This window comes from Deltaproteobacteria bacterium, assembly GCA_016210005.1.
Lineage (GTDB): Bacteria > Desulfobacterota > Binatia > HRBIN30 > JACQVA1 > JACQVA1.
Genome location: JACQVA010000113.1, coordinates 18337 through 36703 on the forward strand (window position 1 = coordinate 18337; position 18367 = coordinate 36703).

The following is an 18367-nucleotide window of genomic DNA, read 5'->3' on the forward strand; positions in this document are numbered from 1 at the left end:
AAGTCGCGGCGGCTCGGCGGTTGGCGAGCATGCGCGACGTGCAGGCGGCCATAGACTTGGCCGCACGACGACGGCCGTAGCGTCGCCCCCATGCTGAGCAATTGCCTCTGCAGCTATGTGTGTCTGGGAAGACCTGCGCCTGGGCAGACCGCTCACGGCCGACGTGTACGCTCGGAAGGAGGACACGAAGAAGCCGTGAAACTTCAATTCAAGCACATGTCTGTCCTTCCGTACGTGAATCGGGTGCTCCGCGAAATCAGCCGCGTCCAGCTTGCGTCGAATTCGCGGGCAGAACGACCGTCTGATCTTCCCGCGGACACTCTCCAGCGATGGGCGTAACTTGGGGGCGTTCAGCAAGCTGCCCGAGGTGTTCGGGTTCGCCATCGAGTACACGGACCCGAACATGAATCTCCGCTCCTACTACCCCGACTTCGTCGCGGTGGAGCAAGACGGCACGCACTGGCTACTCGAAACGAAGGGGCAGGAGACCCCTGAGGTGCAGCGGAAGGACGAAGCGGCGCAACGCTGGTGCGAGGACGCCACGGTTCTCACGGGTGCCCAGTGGCGCTACCTGAAGGTGCCGCAGAAACTGTTCGAGCAGCTTCAAGCCGCGACCCTCACCGACTTGGTCGCGACAAGTGGTTCGCTGCTCTGACACGCGAAGTGGTGGGGTCATTTGGGGTGGGCTTGGATGTTGTGCATGGTGTAGGTGTCGCCGGCGATGGTGAAGTAGAAGCGCCAGCCGCCGTTGACGCGGGCCGACCACATGTCGGGGTCGCCGCTTTCGGGAAACTTTTTGGCGTCGAGCGAACGGTGTCGGAGGTCGCGCAGCAGGTTGGCGAGCTGCTTGCCGAAGAGCTTGGGGATCTCTGGCGGGGCGGCGATGAGCTTACGGACGAATGGCTCGGTGAGCACGACGCGCATAGGCTTTGACAGCCTTCATGGCGGCGTCGGCTGAATCGAATGGACCGAGGACCCGCCCCGCCTTCACCGCCACCTTCGATGCCTCGATGTCCTTCTTGAGCTGCTTCAGAAACTCGCTCCGGTCCCGAATTACCTTGGGCTTGAGCACCACCGCGCCACGCTGCACGGTGGCTTCCAGGAAGTCGCCACGCTTGAGCCGCAGCGCCTCGCGGGCAGCTTTGGGCATGGTGATTTGGAAATTACTGGTGATGCGAGTCAGAGCGACGTGAGCCATAGTCTCGTAGAATCGTACACGAACCGGGGAAGGCGTCAAGGGCGTTGGGTGCTGTTCGAGTGCTGTTCGGGCCCCGCGGCTCACGGCTCGCGCGCCACGATGGCGCCTGTCGTCCCAAGAGGCAGTCTGCGCTGCAAACCCAGGCCCTACCGGTACCGCTTGCGGTATGTCGTCGTGGTGCGGCGCTCGACCGCACCGATGCGGACCCGGCGAGTTGCAGTGTCGACCCGATCGAAGTCGCCTGGTGGCAGCCTATCGAGCTGCTTTTGTACGGGCTCGTCGAGAACGACGACCCACGCGAGCGGTCCGTTCGGCGCGGTACTGCTCATAGGGCATGGTTTCGCCGCGCTCGTCGGCGGCGATGGCGCGATTCAAGGCACGGATCTCACGCGCGCTGGGTACGGCCTCGCGGATGGGTCGATCGACCAGGGTCTTTGGGCGCAGCACGATGACGCCCCGTTCGACCCCGGCTTCGAGGAGATCGCCGGCCTTGAGGCCGACGGCATCACGCACCGGCTTCGGCACGCAGACCTGGAACTTGGGACTCACGGTGGTCAGAGTGGCTCGCGACATAGTGCGAATGCCTTACCGTAAAACGATCCCACCCGTCAAAGCACCCAGAGGCGGCCCTGGGCGGCAGGCGCTCTCAGCGCTGGCGCGCCCACTCCTGCTGGCGCAGCTCGACGCGGCGGATCTTGCCGCTGACGGTCTTGGGCAACTCGTCGACGAACTCGATCTCGCGCGGGTACTTGTACGGAGCGGTGACCCGCTTGACGTGCTCTTGCAGCTCCCGGACGAGATCGCCGGTGCCCGCAATGCCCGAGCGTAGTTTGACAAACGCTTTCACGATCGCCCCACGATCAGCGTGGGGACTCGACACCACCGCCGACTCGATCACCGCCGGATGTTCGAGCAGTGCGCTCTCGACCTCGAACGGCCCAATGCGATAGCCGGCGCTGATGATCACGTCATCGGCGCGGCCGACAAACCAGAAGTAGCCCTCTTGGTCACGATAGGCCGAGTCGCCGGTGCGGTACCAACCGCCTTGAAAGCAGGCCGCCGTCGCCTCGGGGTTCTTCCAGTACTCGCGAAACAGCGACGGCGGCCGGCCGCGCACCGCCACCTCGCCGGTCTCTCCCGGCGGCAGCTCCACCCCTTCGGCATCGATGATGCTCACGTCGTGGCCCGGGAACGGCTTGCCCATCGAGCCGGGTCGAACCGGCATGCCGGGCTGATTGGCCACCAGGATGATGCTCTCGGTCTGCCCGTAGCCATCGTGAATAGTGCGGCCGAAGGCTTGCTTCCAGCTGTGAATCACTTCTGGATTCAACGGTTCACCCGCAGCGGTGCAGTGGCGCAACCGCGGCAGTGAGTAGCGCGAGAGGTCCTCCTTGACCAGCAGCCGGTACTCGGTTGGTGGGCCGCAGAAGACGCTGACTTGATAGCACTCGAGCAGCCGCAGCTCGCGCTCGGGCTCGAAGCGTCCGTGAAACATGAACACCGCCGTCCCGGAATGCCACGGGCCGAACAGCACTCCGTAGGCGGCTTTTGCCCAGCCGGTGTCGGAGGTGGTCCAGTGCAGGTCGCGCGAGTGCAAGCTGAGCCAATGGCGCCCGGTGAGGCGGTGCGCATAGGTGTAAGCGTGCGTATGCAACACCGCCTTCGGGTCTTTGGTGGTGCCCGAGGTGTAGTACACCAGCGCCGGGTCGTGGCTGCTTGTGCGTTCGGGCGGGCCGTCGGGCGCGGCGTTGGCGAGCACGTCGGCAAAGGCGCGCCAGCCTGCGGGCGCAGTGCCCACGGCGATCTTGACCACCAGGTCCGGGCACTCGCTGGCGGCCGCTTCGACGGCGTCGGCATTTTCGGCGGTGGTGACGATCGCTTTGGCCCCGCTGTGCAGCGCGCGGTAGCGGATATCCTTCGGCCGTAAGCTGGTGGTGCACGGGATCACCAGCGCGCCGGCCTTGAGGCCGCCGATCATCGCCACCTGCCACTCGGGAATGCGCGGCAGCATCACCAGCAGCGGATCGCCCTGGCGCAATCCGAGGCCGCGCAGCGCGTTGGCGAAGCGGCTACTCTGGACGCTAAAGTCCCAGAAGGTCCAGCGGGCGGTGTGGCCGGCTTCGTCTTCCCAGTAGAGCGCGACGCGGCCGCGGTCGGCGCCGTACTGATCGACAACATCGGTGCCGAAGTTGAAGAACTTGGGAACGCGCCAGCGAAAAGCCGGAGGGGCCTTATCGGTCATATGCTCGCCTTTGCGGCGGGCGACCCCGCCGCGGTCCATCGTTCTCGCGCTTCTTCACGAAGGTGGTCGCACGCGCCTCCACCGGTGCCGGCTCCGCCACCAACAGCTCGGCGATCATGCGGTCGAAGTCGAACATGTCGCGGAACTCGGGCAGCTGCTTGAACTCCCGGTCGATGATCATGTGATGCCCGTCGGTGTAAGCGGCCAAGGCGTAAGCGCCCTCGGTACTGCTGCGAATCAGGTCAACCACCCCCACCCGCAGATCGACGACCTCGGCCGCGCGCAGAGCCAGCTTCTGGACTTCCTCTCCGACGCTGAATACGAAGCGGCACTTCGCGCCCAAGCCGGTGGCCACAACCCAGTCCGAAGCGCTGCGGTGGTGCGGGCGGTAGCGCTCGGTCCAGAACGCCAGCTGCCCGTCGACGATGTAGGCCCGCAGCAGCTGCGCCGGCTTGAGCACGCCGCGTGCGTTCACATCCGCGACCAGGCGCTGGAGAAAAAACGGCGCCGGGTAGCGCAGCAGCCGGCCGCGGATTTGCGGCCGTGCGCCGGCGGGCACGAGTTCCAACTCGTAGCGCTGGCGGCGGGCCTCGGCCACCAGGCCGTCGGCGGCGCGGCTCACCAAGTAGTGGCCATGCCCGCCGCACGAGCGCGGGTGCTTCAGCAGCACCCACTCGTGCTCGCGCACGAACGCCGTCGCCTCTTCAATCGAGGTGGACAGTAGACTGTCCGGCAGCGCGACGCCCCGGTTCAACCAGCGTTCGACCAGGCCGGGCTTGTCCCAGCAAATCTCGTGCGTATCGAAGCCGTTGACCACCTCAGCCTTGCCGAACAACCAGCGCACCAGCGCCGCCGGCGTGTCCGGCGCCTCGGCCGGCCGCGCCGCCGGCACATCGAACGGCAGCACGTATACCCGACTCACCTGCGCCAGACGGCTGGGGGAGCGTGCGTGCTCGGCCAGCGCGCGCTCGATAGTCAGCGGGAACACGCGTGCCGCTGCTGCCTCGGCCGCAGCACACAATTGGCGCACCGTGGGCTCAACAAACGGGGCGAAGGGTTCTCCGTAAAGACAAATGTTCATTGCCGGCTACCGACCATCTCAGAAAAAGGCGCAACCGCCAAGGCCGGCGAGCGGATTCCAATAAGCACAGCGGGTGGGCACCGCCAGCACCGGAATCGTCATCGCGCCGCGGGTTGGCTGCGGCGGGCCGCCGCGGCGATGTACTTGCGGCTGACCGGCGAGAGATCGTGTTCATCGACAATGGCCTCGATGATCGCGAACGAAGGGCAGTGGGCGGCGCCGGCAAGCGCGGCGTGCAACTCCGCCGCGGTGCTGACCCGCCAGCCGGCACCGCCCCACAGCCGCGCCAAATCCGCATACGGCCATGGCGGTACAGCCAGTAAGTCTTCGCGCTCGGCAATCGGCCGAAAGATGCCCCAGCCACCATTGTTCATTACCAACACGATCGGGTTGGTACCGTGGCGCGGCGCTTGCGCGATCTCGGGACCGGTCATTTGAAACGCCCCGTCGCCGCACAATACCAGCGGCCGACGGCCGACGCCGATCTGGGCCCCGATTGCCCCCGGAACGCCGAACCCCATCGAGGCGTAATAGCCCTGCGCCAGATAACCGCCGCGGCCCGCTACGCGCACGTCGAGACCGGCGAACAACATGTCGCCCGACTCGGCTACCACCATGTAGTCGGGTTTGTCGGCCAGGAAGCGATTGACCGCGCGCAGCACCTCCGCAACTTGCAGCCGTTGCGGCTTCGCCCGCACTCGGCCGCCGAGATTGTCGGCATAGCGCACGCTCTCGTGATGGCGGCGCAACGGCGCCTTGAGCAACTCGCGCACGAAGTCTCGTAGCATCACGTCGGTGTAAGTGTGATAGCTGATATCGACTTTGTTATCGACCGCCCACACCGAGTGCTGGCGGTCGCCGCGCGGCGGGCGGTTGCCCAAGTCGATATCGGTGCGCAGCGAGCCGAGGTTGAGCACCAGATCGGCGCGCGCGACGCGGCGGCAAATCGGCGGTGGGCTGAGCGGCCCCATGTACACCCCCATGTGCAGCGGATGATCCATCGGAAACGCGCCCTTGGCGAGCACCGAGGTCAGCACCGGTGCCCCCATGCGCTCGGCCAGCTCGACGATCTCGTGGGCCAAGCGGTAGCGATAGGTCTCGATGCCGAACACCAGCACCGGCCGGCGCGAGCGATTGAAGCGCTCGGTGGTGTCGCGCACGGCTTCGGCGAGCTTGGGCTCGTTGGAGTGCGGAAAGGACAAGCGCCCGTCCCACTCGATCAGCGACGGCGGCACGTCAATGATGCGATCAACCATGTCGCGGTGGACTTCGAGGTAGCCGGGGCGGCGGTTGACCCACATCGCCCGCACGACCTCATCGATGTCCTGCGCCGCCGTGCGCGGATCACTGATGATCTTCGCCGCGCAGGTCAGCTCGCGATAAATGTGCAGCTGGGACTCGATCTCCTTGGCTTGGTGGTGGATGAGTGTGCCGAGTTTGCGCTCCTCCTCGCCCGGGCCGCCGCTGATGACCAGAATCGGCACCCGCTCCGAGAATGAGCCCGCCACCGGGTTCACCATGTTGTGGCCACCGGCGCCGTAAGTGACGCAGACCACGCCGATGCGGCCGGTGGCACGGGCGTAGCCGTCGGCGGCAAAGCCGACGCCGGGTTCGTGTGAAAAGGTGACGATGCGCAGGTTGCGCCGGCGGCCGAAGCGGAAGAACAGCCGCAGTACCAGGTCGCCGGGAATTCCGAACAGGTGCGTGACGCCGATCTTTTGCAGGTAGGCGGTGAGAAAGTCGCCCAGCGGCATCCGCCGTTTCATGGCCGTATCTTAGCAGATCGCCCGTCGCCCGGCTTGACATCGGCGCCGGCCTCGCTCAGTCGGTAGCGAGTATGTCTCGACGCATCGTTCTTTGCACCGTGTTGCTGATAGGCGCCCTAGCGGCGGGCCCAGCGGCACAGCAGGCGCCCGCGCCAGTCGAGGTCGTGAGAGCGTTTTGCCAAGCTGACGGCCACGGTGACCGCGGGCAGCCGCGGCGTTGGCGGGCGGTGGCGCCGCTGGTCACCTGGGAGCTGGAGCCGGCTTGGGATCACGCCTACCTGATCGCCGGCTACCAGCTCCACCCGCCGCGATTCGTCACCGACCATGTTGAGATCGATGTGGAATATACCTTGACCGGAGTGATCACCGCGGGCGGCGCACAGGAGGCAGAGAGCATCGAGCGGGTGACCTTCGTGCTCGTTGGTGATGACGAGTCCGGCTGGCGGATCGCCGCGCCGCCACCGCCCCTGCATCTGTTTTCCAGCGCAGTGGACGTTGCCGCTCTACAGGCAACGCTGACTCCGCACTCGCCCAGCTACCTCAGCGCCTCGGTGTTTGTGTGGCGCATGTTCAACGAGGCCGGTTGGCCGATGCCGTATCGGCCGCTGAAGGCCTTGCGTGATCCGGAGGTGTTCAGTGCGGTTGCTGAACCCAAGCCCGGCGATCTCGCTCTGTTTCTGGCGGAGAACGTTCCCTACCACGCCGGGATCGTCACCGCCGATGGCGAGATCGTGTCGGCGACGGTGAACGCGGGCTTGATGCGAACCACGACCGAGGCTTTTGCCGGCACGGTGTTGTTCCTGCGCTTGCGCGAGTCGGCAAGATCGGCAGCGGTGGCACCCACTGCCCGCGTTGCTGAAGAAGGCGGGGCCGTTGCCACGTCTACGCCACGGCCCCGCTTGGGGCCGGCGTCCCCTAAGCCCAAGAAAGTGGGGCGAGCGACGCCGGCAGTGAAAGCCAGCCGGCGTCGCTCGCCGCGCGCAAAGGCCGCTACCGGCAAGTCGGCGCGACGGCACGCAACTCCACCGCCGCGACCGCGTTAAGCAGCCAGGTTGCACCGCATCGCAGCCCGTGTTCGGATAGAGCCCAGTGGGAGGACGAAATGAAACAAGCCCTAGCCATGGTGTTAGCTGCAGCACTGAGCCTTTCGCCCGTAGCCTGTGCTAAGAAGCCCGTGACCGCACCGCGGGCGGTTGTGCCGGAAACGGTGTCGTCGGAACTACGCGTGGCGGCAACGGCGGCGAAGAAGTTCGGCGATATGGTCGCGCTCGGCGTCGGGGTGTCGAACGGATCGGCCAAGAACTACGTCATTTCAGCCGACCGGGTACTGGCGCTGGATGCCGGCGGCAACCGGGTGGCGCCCCTTTCAGTTGAAGAGGCGGCGCGGCAAGCCGGCGGAGCCACGGCATTGGTGGCTGGCCTCGAGGGTGCCGGCGGGGGCGCGTTGCTCACCGGTTTGTTGGGCGCCATTCCGGGGGCACTCATTGGTGCGGCCCAGGGCGGGGGCTCGGGGGCGGCCAAGGGTGCCGCCATCGGTGCCGGCATCGGCATCGCCGTCGGCGCGGTCGGCGGCTTCTACGAATCGAAGACCAAGACCGAGCGGGAGATCATCGATCAGCTCGGCGGCCTTTACCTGGCCGAGAAGGTGTCCAAGCCGGGTCTGCCGGTGAGCGGTTTTGTGTTCTTCCCGGCAGATAGTTACCAGGGCGTGCGCGTGGTGGCGCTGGAGCAGGGCAGCGGCGAGGTGAAGGAGATTGCCGGCCCCATGGTGGCGCAGCCGGGGAGCTGAACCCGCCTACTCCGGCACGGTGACCCAGAACTTACTGATAGCGACGACCAGCGTCCGCGGTGCTCGTGGCGATGCCTGCCAGCCGCAACGCATCTTTGGTCGTGGCACGTACGGTGTGGCGCATTGCCGGCGGATCACTCGGGTGAAGCATCGTGGTCTTGCCAAGATTCTGGGTGCGTCGTACGTTCCGCACTAAGGCGGTGAGAAGAGAAAAGACGGCAGTTAGAAGATGATGGCGTCGCCATCGACGGGAGAGGTGTTCGCTTGTTGACAAGGGCCTTCCAATGGGTGACCCCGCTCAGTGCTTACGGTTCCAGCCGTCCGGTCTTCTCACGCGTCGAGAGCACCTCGACCAACTCCGCCACGACCTTCACCTGGTCCTCGACCGTGTCCGTCAAGACGACCGGCTCGAAGTCGGGATTGACAGGCTTGAGCGTGATGCGCTCGTGGCGCCAGGAGTCGCCCCGCTTCGCCTTCGCGCTCTCGTAGCGCTTCACGGTGTAGCGCTGCCCGGTCTCGGGATCGGTGGCGTCGCGGAGCTGCACGAGAACGGTCTTACCCTGGCGCGTGCCTTCGACTGGCGCGCGGAACAGGCAGTACGAGGCGTCGGGGATGGCAGGCTCCATGGACTTACCGGTGACCTGGGCGACAAACATCCCGGGGCGTAGGCGGTGATGTGACTCGATGGCGACCCACTCGAAGCCATCGTCCTCGATGTGCTGCGCGTCGCCGAAGGCGCCGGCCGCGGCCTTGAGCGGAACGAGTGGTATGCAAGTGACGTAGCGATTCTCGGGGCGGCCTTCGACGAGCCGCAATCCCGGCGGGAGCGCCCGATCGGCCGCCGCCGCCCTCGCGGCCACCGAGCCGGCTCGCAGTCGCCGGTACGCTTCGGAAGACATCCACCCACTGACGATCTCACGGAAGGGCGCGTCGTTCATGTAGCGGACGAAGATCTCCTCGTTCTGGTCCATGCGCTCGACGAACAGCCGCTCCAAGAGATTTCTGAACACGAGCTCGAACTTGTCCGCCGGGTTCACCGCGGCTGCCTGGCGCAGCCCGTCATCCGTGACCGCCGCCTCGACGATCTGATCGAAAAAGAGCTGGTCGGCTTGATTGAAGTCCGTGCCGAAGCGCTCGTTGACCAGGTCGATGAGCTGCGAGAGCGGGACGGCTTCCTCGCGCGCCACTCCGGACCCGACCTCCTTCGGCCCGTCGAGCGGCTGCCCCTTGCCCCCTTCGAGCGAAATCGAGCCCTCGCTGATCTTCTGGAGCCGGTAGTACTCGAGCCGCACATCGTCGTCGAACTGGTAGGCCGGCCCGCTTCGGCGGCGTGGCAGCTTGGCCGCCAGATGACGCAAGAACACGTACAGGCGCTCGAGGTCCGAGTCCTGATATGGGATGACCTGACTCAGGAAGCCGTAGAGGTTGCGGAAAGCCTGCACCTTGCCGCGCCAGAGCTCGGCCTCATCCTCTTCGTCTCTCTGGCGTACAGTGAACCGTGACACCGCGGGATCGAGCGCCGCGTTCATGGCCTGGTGGTCCTGGGCGCTCTGGCGCTGCTTCGGCTTGAAGTACACGGAACAGAACCGCTCGACTTCTTCGTCGAGGTAGATCCCCGACGCGTCCAGTTCGCCCTTGATCGCGTACATGCGGGCGGGATCGACCTCTTCCCCCATCTCCGCCCCTTCGTAGTAGACCTTGAACGCCTCGCGGATCTCCGCCCGGTCGTTCACGAAGTCGAGGACGAAGGTGTCTTCCTTGAGCGGGTGCGTCCGATTCAGGCGCGAGAGGGCCTGCACGGCCTGGATGCCGGCAAGCCGCTTGTCCACGTACATCGTGTGCAGGAGCGGCTGGTCGAAGCCGGTCTGGTACTTCTCCGCGACGAGCAGCACCTGGTATTCCTGCGTCGCGAACTTCTCGGGAAGCTCCTTCTCCCGAATGCCGAGGTTCATCTTCTCCTCGGTGTACGCCACGTCCGGAAGCTTGTCGTCCTGAACCGTTCCCGAGAACGCGACCAGCGCCTTGATCGCGTAGCCCTTCTCCCGGATGTAGTCGTCGAAGCTCTGCTTGTAACGCACCGCTTCGAGCCGCGAACCCGTGACCACCATCGCCTTGGCGCGGCCGCCGATCTTATGCCGTGTGACGGCCTGGAAGTGCTCGACCATCACCTCGGTCTTCTGCGCGATGTTGTGGGGGTGCAGCCGAAGAAACCGAGCGAGCGCTTTGGCCGCCTTCTTGCGCTCGACGTTGGGGTCCTCCTCGCAGGACTTGAGCAGCGTGTAGTAGGTCGCGTAGGTCGTGTAGTGCTTGAGCACGTCGAGGATGAAGCCTTCCTCGATCGCCTGGCGCATCGTGTAGCGGTGGATCGGCTCGCCGTTGCGGCCGAATACCGCCAGCGTCTTGTGCTTCGGCGTCGCCGTGAACGCGAAGAAGCTCAAGTTCGCCTGCCGGCCGCGCTTGGCCATGCTGCGGAAGAGCTCTTCCAGATCCTCGCGACCCTCCTCGGCGGCGCGCTTGCGCGCCTCTTCCTGCAGGTCCTCGCCGCCGAGAACCTCCTTGAGATCTGTTGCGGTCTCCCCGCCCTGCGAGCTGTGGGCTTCGTCGATAATCACGGCGCAGCGTCGGGTGGGTAGGGTGCCCGTTCCCTGCTCACCGCGCTCCTCGGCCATCTTGAGCAACTGGCGCGAGACGAACGGAAACTTCTGCAGGGTGGTGATGATGATCGGAACGGCGTTCTCCAGTGCTTCGGCGAGTTGCCGAGAGCGCTCGTCGATTTGCTGCACCACGCCGCGCTTGTGCTCGAACTGGTAGATCGTGTCCTGGAGCTGCTGGTCGAGCACGACGCGGTCGGTGACCACGATCACGCTGTCGAAGACTCGCTGGTTGGCGGCATCGTGCAGGGACGCGAGCCGATGGGCGAGCCAGCCGATGGTGTTGCTCTTGCCGCTGCCCGCTGAGTGCTCGACGAGGTAGTTGTGGCCCACGCCCTCGGCGCGAGCCAAGGCCACCAGGCGTCGCACGGCGTCGAGCTGGTGGTAGCGCGGGAAGATCATGGACTCGACCTTCACCTTGCGGCCCTGATCGTCGCGCTTCTCGTCGATCTGTAGGTGCAGGAAGCGCGCGAGGATGTCGAGCAGGCTGTCGCGCTGCAGGACCTCCTCCCACAGGTAGGCTGTGCGATAGGTGCGCCCGGCCGGGTCGGGCGGGTTCCCCGCCCCGCCGTCGCAGCCCTTGTCGAAGGGCAGGAAGTGCGTCGCGCTGCCGGCCAGCCGTGTGGTCATCTGCACCGACTCGGTATCCGCGGCGAAGTGGACCAGCGTGCGGCGCTTGAACTCGAAGATCGGCTCACGCGGATCGCGGTCCCGCTGGTACTGCCGCCGCGCGTCCTCGACCGTCTGTCCGGTGAGCGGGTTCTTGAGCTCCACCGTGGCGATGGGGATGCCGTTCAGACTCAGTGTGATGTCGAGCGACTTCTCGGAACGGGCCGAGAACCGAAGCTGGCGGGTCAGGGCAAGCCGGTTGGCGGCGTAGCGCGCCTCGAGCTCCGGGTTCAGCTCGTGGGCGGCCTTGAAGAACGCCACGCGCAGGGTCCGGCCGTAGCACTTGAAGCCGTGTCGCAGCGTGCCGAGCGAGCCGTTCGCGTCCATCCACTTGCACAGGTCGGAGAGGATCTGCTCCCCGGTCTTGGCGCCGTGCAGCGCGTCCAACTTCGCCCACTCCGCGGGCTGGGTGTCGCGAATGAACGCGAGCACTGCCTCGGGGAAGATCGCGCGCTCCCTATCGAAGCCCTCGCGGTCGACGGACACGTACCCGCTCTGGAGGAGATGCGCCTCGATGACGGTCTCGAAGGCCGCTTCGGAGTGCCTGCCCGTCATGATGTGCCTCCCATGAGGCCGAAGCGGACACCCAGTTCCCTCAGCATGAGAAACGTGTCTCGGTGGGTCACGTTGAACTGCACGCAGACGTCCGGGAGCAGCACCCGGTTTCTGGATTCCGGCCGCGACTGCTCGTTGGTCACGACAACGGTTCCGTGCACCATGGAGTAGGCCACCAGCCAACCGTCCGCCTCGGTCGCGAACTTCGCCTTCGCGCGGTCGAAGTACCGAGCGTTGCGCTGGACCCAGAGCATCACTTCTTCGAAGGCCGCGCTCACGTCATCGGCATTGGAATCCAGGAAGAACTCCGTGGGCACCGCGCTCGTGACCCACTGCACCAGATCTTCTTCCTTCCGGCCCAACAGCAACTCGTTCCTGATCCGGTCCAGGCTTCGGATGCTGCCGCGCTCGTATGTCTTCAGCACCGCGCTCCAGAATCCCGGACAAATGTCGAAGGCGTAGTACGCGTTCTTCGCGGCGATGAATACGTCCGAATCGAGCAGGAACGGAGCCGCCTTGCTCATGCCGGCAGGTCCATTCCGAGGCGCCTTGCGTACTCCTGGAAGGCCCCGCCGCGAAGCCCGGTGAGGTCGTAGGCCTCCTTGAAGGTCAATCGTCCTCCCATTGCCGCGCGAATGACGCTGGTCGCGAAGCCCCTCCCGACCCGCGTGTTCTGGTTGTTGTAGAAGTCGCCGCCGCCGACCGCTTTCGCTTGCCGGCGCTCTCGCTGGATATACGCCTCGTAGAACTCGAAGAACGCTTCGCGATTCACGAGACGCACGTCCATCGCGCGGCGACCCGCTACGATCGGACTGACCTTGAAGTGGCGCGCGATCCGTTCGAACGCGTCCGGCGATTTCCCGACCGCCCGCCACTGGTCCCTCAGCTCCCGGGCCGGCACGAGGAACTCGGCCGCTGCCTGATCGCAGAACTTCTCGATGCGACTGTCTCCGGGGAAGAGACCCTCGAATCCGGAAATGCCTTCTCCCTCATGGCCTAGCCAGACATGGGCGAGCTCGTGGGCCATCGTGAACATCTGCGCCGACTTTGCATCTGCGCCGTTCACGAAGATGAGCGGGGCGTAGTGGTCGGTCAGCGCGAAGCCGCGGAACTCTTCCACGCTGAGCTTGCGATGCGTGTTGTTACCGACGACGCCGTTGACGACGGCCATGACGCCGAGGTCCTCGATGCGGCTGCGCAGATCGAGGAGCGCCGCCTGCCAGGTCGGCACCTCGCCGGCCCATCCGTCGCCGAGGCCGACGGCCCGCCGCATCTCCTGCCCGACCGCCGCCGGTTCGTCGTTCAGACGAGCATTGCCCACGAATTCCAACGGGTCCGCCTCACCCTCGATGCGCTCCTCGCGCAGCCAGTCTTGGCGCCGCTGCATCGCGTAGAGGGTGTCGAGCAAGTCCGGGCTCGGACGTGCTGGTCTCTGCGTCACCGTCCGGAAGTCCGGGATCGGCAACGGCTCCTCGGGCACCTCGGGCAAGAACAGGAACCCGAACGGCGTGTGCGTGGCCTTGGCGAACGCCTCGAGCTGCTTGAAGGTCGGCTGCTTCCCGCCGCCTTCCCACTCTGGAAGGCGGGGGAACCTGAGCGCGAGTTCGGATATCTCGTAACCCGCGCGCTCGCAGGCCCAGCGGAGTATTTCGGAGCGGACAGGCACACGGGTTGTCATGGCACTGGCTTCCTATCGCTCATTCTGCCATCCCCACCAACCGCTGGTCCAGCCACCAGACGGCGACCTGACAGAAGGGCTCCAGTTCCCCCGCTCCATCCGTTCGACGCGCACGCTCGCGTTGGAAAGTGGCGCGCGGAACCGCACCGCCAATCCGTCGCTTCTCGTGCCGCCACCAGCTCAATACAGCATCGAGGACTCCCTTCCGGTTGTTCCTGAGGATAGCGAGGTTCAGGTGCAGCACACTCTCGAGCTCTGCGTCGAACGCTGCGTCGTTGGAGCGGATGCTACCGTCCAGCTCGTAGCGAAGCCGCGTCTCGATGTGGTGCGCAGGATCGGCCGGATTCCACTGCAGGTCCCGATCCCCCTTGCGCGTATCGCAATGCTGGAGATTCGGCGGTTGACCGTTACCACCCAGGCATGCACCGAGCAGGTTGCGGTAGTTGAGCTGTTCCGCAGGGTGGTCGCTTTGGCAGCGCCAGTGCTCGATCTTCATGGCGCCGTGGCCGTTGTGGATCCGGTTCATGCAATAGCAGCAGATGCCCCGCTGCTCGGTCACGAGCGAGTAACGTAGTCCGTCCCTGTCGGCGTAGTTGTCGTAGTCCGCATTCTGCATCTGGCGATGCGCCGTCAGGCTCGCCGGCTCCGCACCCTTGGCGATCGGCCTCATTCCTTTCCCTCCACGAAGTCGAGGAGGGTTCGAATGCGCGTCACCTCGGGGTCGCTCTCGCCGAGTCGCTCGACGATCTGCTCCAGGAGCTCCCGGGCCCGGCCGAACTCCTGTCGCCCGATCGCCTGGGAGACTTCCGAGAGGAGGCGCTGCACCTCCTTCGCACGCGGGTCCGAGCCCATCACCTCTTCCAGCACTCGGCTCGAATCGACGCCGTAGGAGTGCGTCGGCGAGTAGACCTGACCGTCCGCAATGATCTGGATCCGTTCGTGCTCGACTTCGCCGATGACCTGGGGCGAATGGGTCGTCGCGATGAACTGGCAACGCGGAAAGGCGGCGCGCAGATTGTGGACGATCTGGCGCTGCCACTTCGGGTGCAGGTGCAGGTCGATCTCGTCGATCAGGACGACCGCCTCGGCCTCGGCCGCCGGGTCCGCAAGCCCGGGGTTGGCCTGTGCCAGCCGGCGGGTCAGATCGAGCACCAGCGCCAGCGTCCCGCGCTCACCATCGGAGAGATAGCGGACCGGGATGGTCGTCGCGCCCCGGTCGATGGAGAGCCGCGGGCGATCCGCGCCGTCGAGTCGCAGGTTCGAGTACCCAGGAAGGAAGCGCCCGACCGCGCCCTGGCAGGCACCTAGGGCGCGGCCTGCCGCCGGACGCTCGCCGCGCATCGACTCCTGCACCCTCATCCAGGCGCCGAACTCCCCGAGCCGCAGCTCCCGATCCGCGAAGGCGTCCGCGAACGCCGCAGCCACGCCCCCTGCAGCGGCGCCCTTGCCCGGCGCGCGCTCCGAGGGCACCGCGCGGTTCGTGGAAAAGAGCACCGCGAGCGGTCGTCCGCCGGGCTCGGCTCCAGTGACCGGCGGCGGTGCTTCGCCAAGGAACTCCGCCTTCTCCGGTGTGTCGTGGACCTGCTCGCGCGGCATTCCCGCCTTCCTCTGCTGCGGAGCGCTCGACTCACGCGGCTTGTGGACGAGGTAGGCGTAGTCCCGTGCACCGATCTGGACACCGCACTCGACCGTGAGGGCATCCGCCCCGATCCGGATGTCGTCCAGGTCGAACGCCTCGACCCGGCCGCGCAGCTTGTTTACCCGCTTCGCCACCGCCGAAAGGCAAACGCCGAGTGCATCCAGCACGCTCGTCTTCCCGACGCCGTTGACGCCGACGATGAGATTGACGCCCGCCTGAAAGCGGAACTCGGCCGCTTCGATGGCGCGCAGATTGGCGAGCCTGAGGTGCGTGACGATCATGCCGCGCTCCCGACGTCGATCTGACCGGTCACAGCCGCGGCAATGAGCGCGGAGCGGCGCTCTTTGAGCAACGCGATCGTCGCTTCCGTTGCCACTCGTAGGGCATCGAGGCGGCGAGTCGCGTCGGCAATGTGGGCGACGATTTCACGCTGTTCGGCCGCAGGAGGGAGGGCAACTTCGAGACGCCCAAGTACCTCAGTTTCGAGCTTCCGCGTCCCGTGCGCAGAGGCATCCGCAAGTGACACGACATGCTCTTCGTGTCCACGAAAGAAGTCTCTAAGGAAACGAGGCTCGAGCGATCCGCAGCAACGGAGGGCCTTCATGTCTTGATTGATCGTGACGGGTGCAGCCGTGACCGCTGCAGGAAAGCTGTGCGCCAGGATCATTCCTCTCACCACGATCAGAACGGCGCCGGGCGCGACTAGTCGCAAGGAGCCTTTCGATAGAGCCAACTCGCTGACGTGATCCTCGGCGTCGGCGATCTCGCCTCGCTTCATGTCCTTAGGAGATACCCATGGCATCTCCCCGTCCCAATACTCTCGGCGTCCCGTGTCAGGCGTGGCGCCGCTGGTGAAGGCAACCAAGAAGCGGAGTGCCACGGTATCCCAATGCGCCGGAATCTCGCCGAGCCACGGGATGCCCGAGTCGTGGAGCGGGGCGCGGGGGTCAAGGCCGCGCGTGACGGCGCGGGTGATGAGCGCGCGGCGTTTCTCGGCCAGCAGCGCGAGCACCCGCTCCTTCGCCGCCACGAGCGCATCCAGCCGCGCCGTCTCGCGGTCGAGGTAGTCGGCGATGGCGCGCTGGACAGCGAGCGGCGGCACCGGAAGCATCGACGCTCCGATGTCGGCCTTTGGTATTCCAAAACGCGTCACACCGTTTGCAGAAAGCTCCAACTGAACTCGCACAGGCTTTGCCTGTAGGCAGCGGAAGAGAAAGCCCCCCTCGATTCGCTCCTTGCGCGGCCGCAGCAGCGCCAGGTGATAGCCGCACACGAGATCGCTGGCCGTTTCGCGAACGAGTGCGGGTACGCCGATGTCGTCCCACGACTCCGAGTCCTTCGTGATGATCACATCGCCAATCGCCAGACCGAACTTCTCGATCTCGGTCTCCGTTGCAGTTCCCTGCATGAAGTCGAGGCCGAGCGTGATGAACTCATTGTTGTAAACGTCCGTGTAGTTGCAGAGTCGAACAGGTACCTCGTCATCCGCGGGCACCTTGTCAACGTTGCTCACGATATAGTCAGCCGTCGCGCGGAGGGGCTTCGCCTTCCACGCGCGCGGAAGTGCGCTAAGCCAGGGAAGCTCCTTCACTCCGTCACCTCCCGCAGCAACCGCAGGATCTGGTCCTCAGCCTTCTTCAGATCCGCGTCGATCTCCTCCAGCGGTCGCGGCGGCGTGTACTTGTAGAAGTGGCGGTTGAAGTTGATCTCGTAGCCGACCTTGTCCTTGCTCCGGTCCATCCAGGCGTCGGGCACGTGAGGGCGCACCTCGCGCTCGAAGTAGGCGTCGATGTCTTCCTTGAGCGGCACGTTCTCGAGGTCGCGCAGGTCCGGGTCGGGCTCGTAGCCGTCGTCGCGCCCGCCCCTGGCGACCGGCTCGGCTTCCGGGTCCTTCTGCGTGAAGACGCTGCGGAAGAGCTTCTGCTCGGGCGCCCTCCAGCGCGATTTCCGCGCGTGCAGCAGGTTCTGGATGCGCTCCCAGACCGCGTTCCAGTCGCGCAGCGAGTCGCGCCCGACCGTCTGGTCGATGCCCTGGATGTCGTCGAGCAAGTGCGGGCAGGCGTCGAGGAAGCGCGCCTTGTCCTCGGTAGTCATCCGGTAGGTGAGGCGCAGCGGCCGCTCGACGGTGACGCGAGTGTAGCCGAAGTCGGCGTTGTCGAAGACCTTGGAGCGCTCGCCGTCCTCGATGCGGCCATAGAGCCGGACGACCTCCTCGATCTGCTGCGCCGTGACATGGCGGCGCTTGTCGCCGAGGCTGCGCTTGGACTCCTCGCTCCCGCCGGCCGTCCAGAGCTCGCGCGCGTCGACAAGCTGGATCTTGCCCTTGCGCCCCCTCTCTTTCCGATTGGTGACGATCCAGACATAGGTGCCGATTCCGGTGTTGTAGAACATCTGCTCGGGCAGGGCGACGATGGCCTCGAGCCAGTCGTTCTCGATGATCCACTTGCGGATGTCGCTCTCGCCGGAGCCCGCGCCCCCGGTGAAGAGCGGCGAGCCGGAAAAGACGATGGCGAGGCGCGAGCCGTGCTTGTGCTCGGCCGGCCGCACGGGCTCGAACTTGGCGATCATGTGCTGCAGGAAGAGCAGCGCGCCGTCGTTCACGCGCGGCAGGCCCGCGCCGAAGCGGCCAGCGAAGCCCAGCTTGTCGTGCTCGCGCTCGATCTCCTTTTGCTGCTTCTTCCAGTCCACGCCGAAAGGCGGGTTGGTGAGGAAGTAGTCGAAGGTCTCGCCCGCGAACTGGTCCTCGGTGAAGCTGTCGCCGAAGCGGATGTTGTTGCCGCCGCCGTTGTGATCGACCTGCTTCATCAGCATATCCGAGGCCGCGGTGGCAAAGGCGCGCTTGTTGTAGTCCTGGCCGTAGACGTAGAGCTTCGCTTCGCGGTGGTGGTCGCGCAGGTAGTTCTGCGCCTCGGCCAGCATGCCGCCCGTGCCGCAGGCAGGGTCGAGGAGCTTGCGTACGGTGCCGGGCGTGGCTAGTAACTTGTCGTCGTGAATGAGCAGAATGTTCACCATCAGCCGGATGACGTCGCGCGGCGTGAAGTGGTCGCCCGCGGTCTCGTTGGCCAACTCGTTGAAGCGTCGAATGAGGTTCTCGAAAAT

At 65.7% G+C, this 18367-nt stretch carries 16 protein-coding genes; 3 read left to right on the forward strand and 13 right to left on the reverse strand.

Translation table 11 applies throughout. The features are described from left to right. Positions 1 to 271: 271 nt before the first annotated feature. The gene (locus HY699_10820) at positions 272 to 655 is read left to right on the forward strand and encodes a hypothetical protein (GenBank protein MBI4516292.1); all 384 of its coding nucleotides are present in this window, start codon (positions 272 to 274) and stop codon (positions 653 to 655) included. Between the two features lie 17 nt (positions 656 to 672). On the opposite strand, the gene HY699_10825 is transcribed toward HY699_10820, so the two are convergent. The 6 genes from HY699_10825 to HY699_10850 form a co-directional block, all read right to left on the reverse strand. Next, complete coding sequence (locus HY699_10825; GenBank protein MBI4516293.1) at positions 673 to 924, reverse strand: pyridoxamine 5'-phosphate oxidase family protein; 252 nt, start codon at positions 922 to 924, stop codon at positions 673 to 675. Next, complete coding sequence (locus tag HY699_10830) at positions 890 to 1198, reverse strand: AbrB/MazE/SpoVT family DNA-binding domain-containing protein (GenBank protein MBI4516294.1); 309 nt, start codon at positions 1196 to 1198, stop codon at positions 890 to 892. The genes HY699_10825 and HY699_10830 overlap by 35 nt, the downstream gene beginning before the upstream one ends. A 252-nt stretch (positions 1199 to 1450) precedes the next feature. Beyond that, complete coding sequence (locus HY699_10835) at positions 1451 to 1771, reverse strand: AbrB/MazE/SpoVT family DNA-binding domain-containing protein (protein ID MBI4516295.1); 321 nt, start codon at positions 1769 to 1771, stop codon at positions 1451 to 1453. Between the two features lie 73 nt (positions 1772 to 1844). Continuing rightward, complete coding sequence (locus HY699_10840; GenBank protein MBI4516296.1) at positions 1845 to 3440, reverse strand: acyl--CoA ligase; 1596 nt, start codon at positions 3438 to 3440, stop codon at positions 1845 to 1847. Continuing rightward, positions 3430 to 4428 (reverse strand): hypothetical protein, encoded by a 999-nt coding sequence (locus tag HY699_10845; GenBank protein MBI4516297.1) that lies wholly within the window; start codon positions 4426 to 4428, stop codon positions 3430 to 3432. Before HY699_10845 ends, HY699_10840 begins: the two co-directional genes overlap by 11 nt. A gap of 191 nt (positions 4429 to 4619) precedes the next feature. Next, positions 4620 to 6287: a hypothetical protein gene (locus HY699_10850; GenBank protein ID MBI4516298.1), complete on the reverse strand. Its 1668-nt coding sequence runs from the start codon at positions 6285 to 6287 to the stop codon at positions 4620 to 4622. 71 nt (positions 6288 to 6358) lie between these two features. On the opposite strand from HY699_10850, the gene HY699_10855 reads away from it, so the two are divergent. After that, positions 6359 to 7330 (forward strand): hypothetical protein, encoded by a 972-nt coding sequence (locus HY699_10855; GenBank protein ID MBI4516299.1) that lies wholly within the window; start codon positions 6359 to 6361, stop codon positions 7328 to 7330. 59 nt (positions 7331 to 7389) lie between these two features. Then, a complete protein-coding gene (locus tag HY699_10860; GenBank protein MBI4516300.1) occupies positions 7390 to 8076 on the forward strand; it encodes a hypothetical protein in 687 nt (228 codons plus the stop codon). A gap of 305 nt (positions 8077 to 8381) precedes the next feature. On the opposite strand, the gene HY699_10865 is transcribed toward HY699_10860, so the two are convergent. The 7 genes from HY699_10865 to HY699_10895 all read right to left on the reverse strand — a co-directional run. Next, positions 8382 to 11951 (reverse strand): DEAD/DEAH box helicase family protein, encoded by a 3570-nt coding sequence (locus HY699_10865; GenBank protein ID MBI4516301.1) that lies wholly within the window; start codon positions 11949 to 11951, stop codon positions 8382 to 8384. Next, entirely contained in the window at positions 11948 to 12475 is a 528-nt protein-coding gene (locus HY699_10870; GenBank protein ID MBI4516302.1) for a DUF4411 family protein, read from the reverse strand. The genes HY699_10865 and HY699_10870 overlap by 4 nt, the downstream gene beginning before the upstream one ends. After that, positions 12472 to 13629 (reverse strand): ImmA/IrrE family metallo-endopeptidase, encoded by a 1158-nt coding sequence (locus HY699_10875; GenBank protein MBI4516303.1) that lies wholly within the window; start codon positions 13627 to 13629, stop codon positions 12472 to 12474. The genes HY699_10870 and HY699_10875 overlap by 4 nt, the downstream gene beginning before the upstream one ends. A 19-nt stretch (positions 13630 to 13648) precedes the next feature. After that, on the reverse strand, positions 13649 to 14299 hold the full coding sequence (locus tag HY699_10880) for a TIGR02646 family protein (protein ID MBI4516304.1): 651 nt from the start codon (positions 14297 to 14299) through the stop codon (positions 13649 to 13651). Next, complete coding sequence (locus tag HY699_10885; protein MBI4516305.1) at positions 14296 to 15549, reverse strand: AAA family ATPase; 1254 nt, start codon at positions 15547 to 15549, stop codon at positions 14296 to 14298. Before HY699_10885 ends, HY699_10880 begins: the two co-directional genes overlap by 4 nt. Further along, complete coding sequence (locus HY699_10890) at positions 15546 to 16781, reverse strand: restriction endonuclease subunit S (protein MBI4516306.1); 1236 nt, start codon at positions 16779 to 16781, stop codon at positions 15546 to 15548. The genes HY699_10885 and HY699_10890 overlap by 4 nt, the downstream gene beginning before the upstream one ends. 74 nt (positions 16782 to 16855) lie before the next feature. Continuing rightward, the coding region (locus HY699_10895) for an N-6 DNA methylase (protein ID MBI4516307.1) at positions 16856 to 18367 on the reverse strand (1512 nt) is incomplete at its 5' end.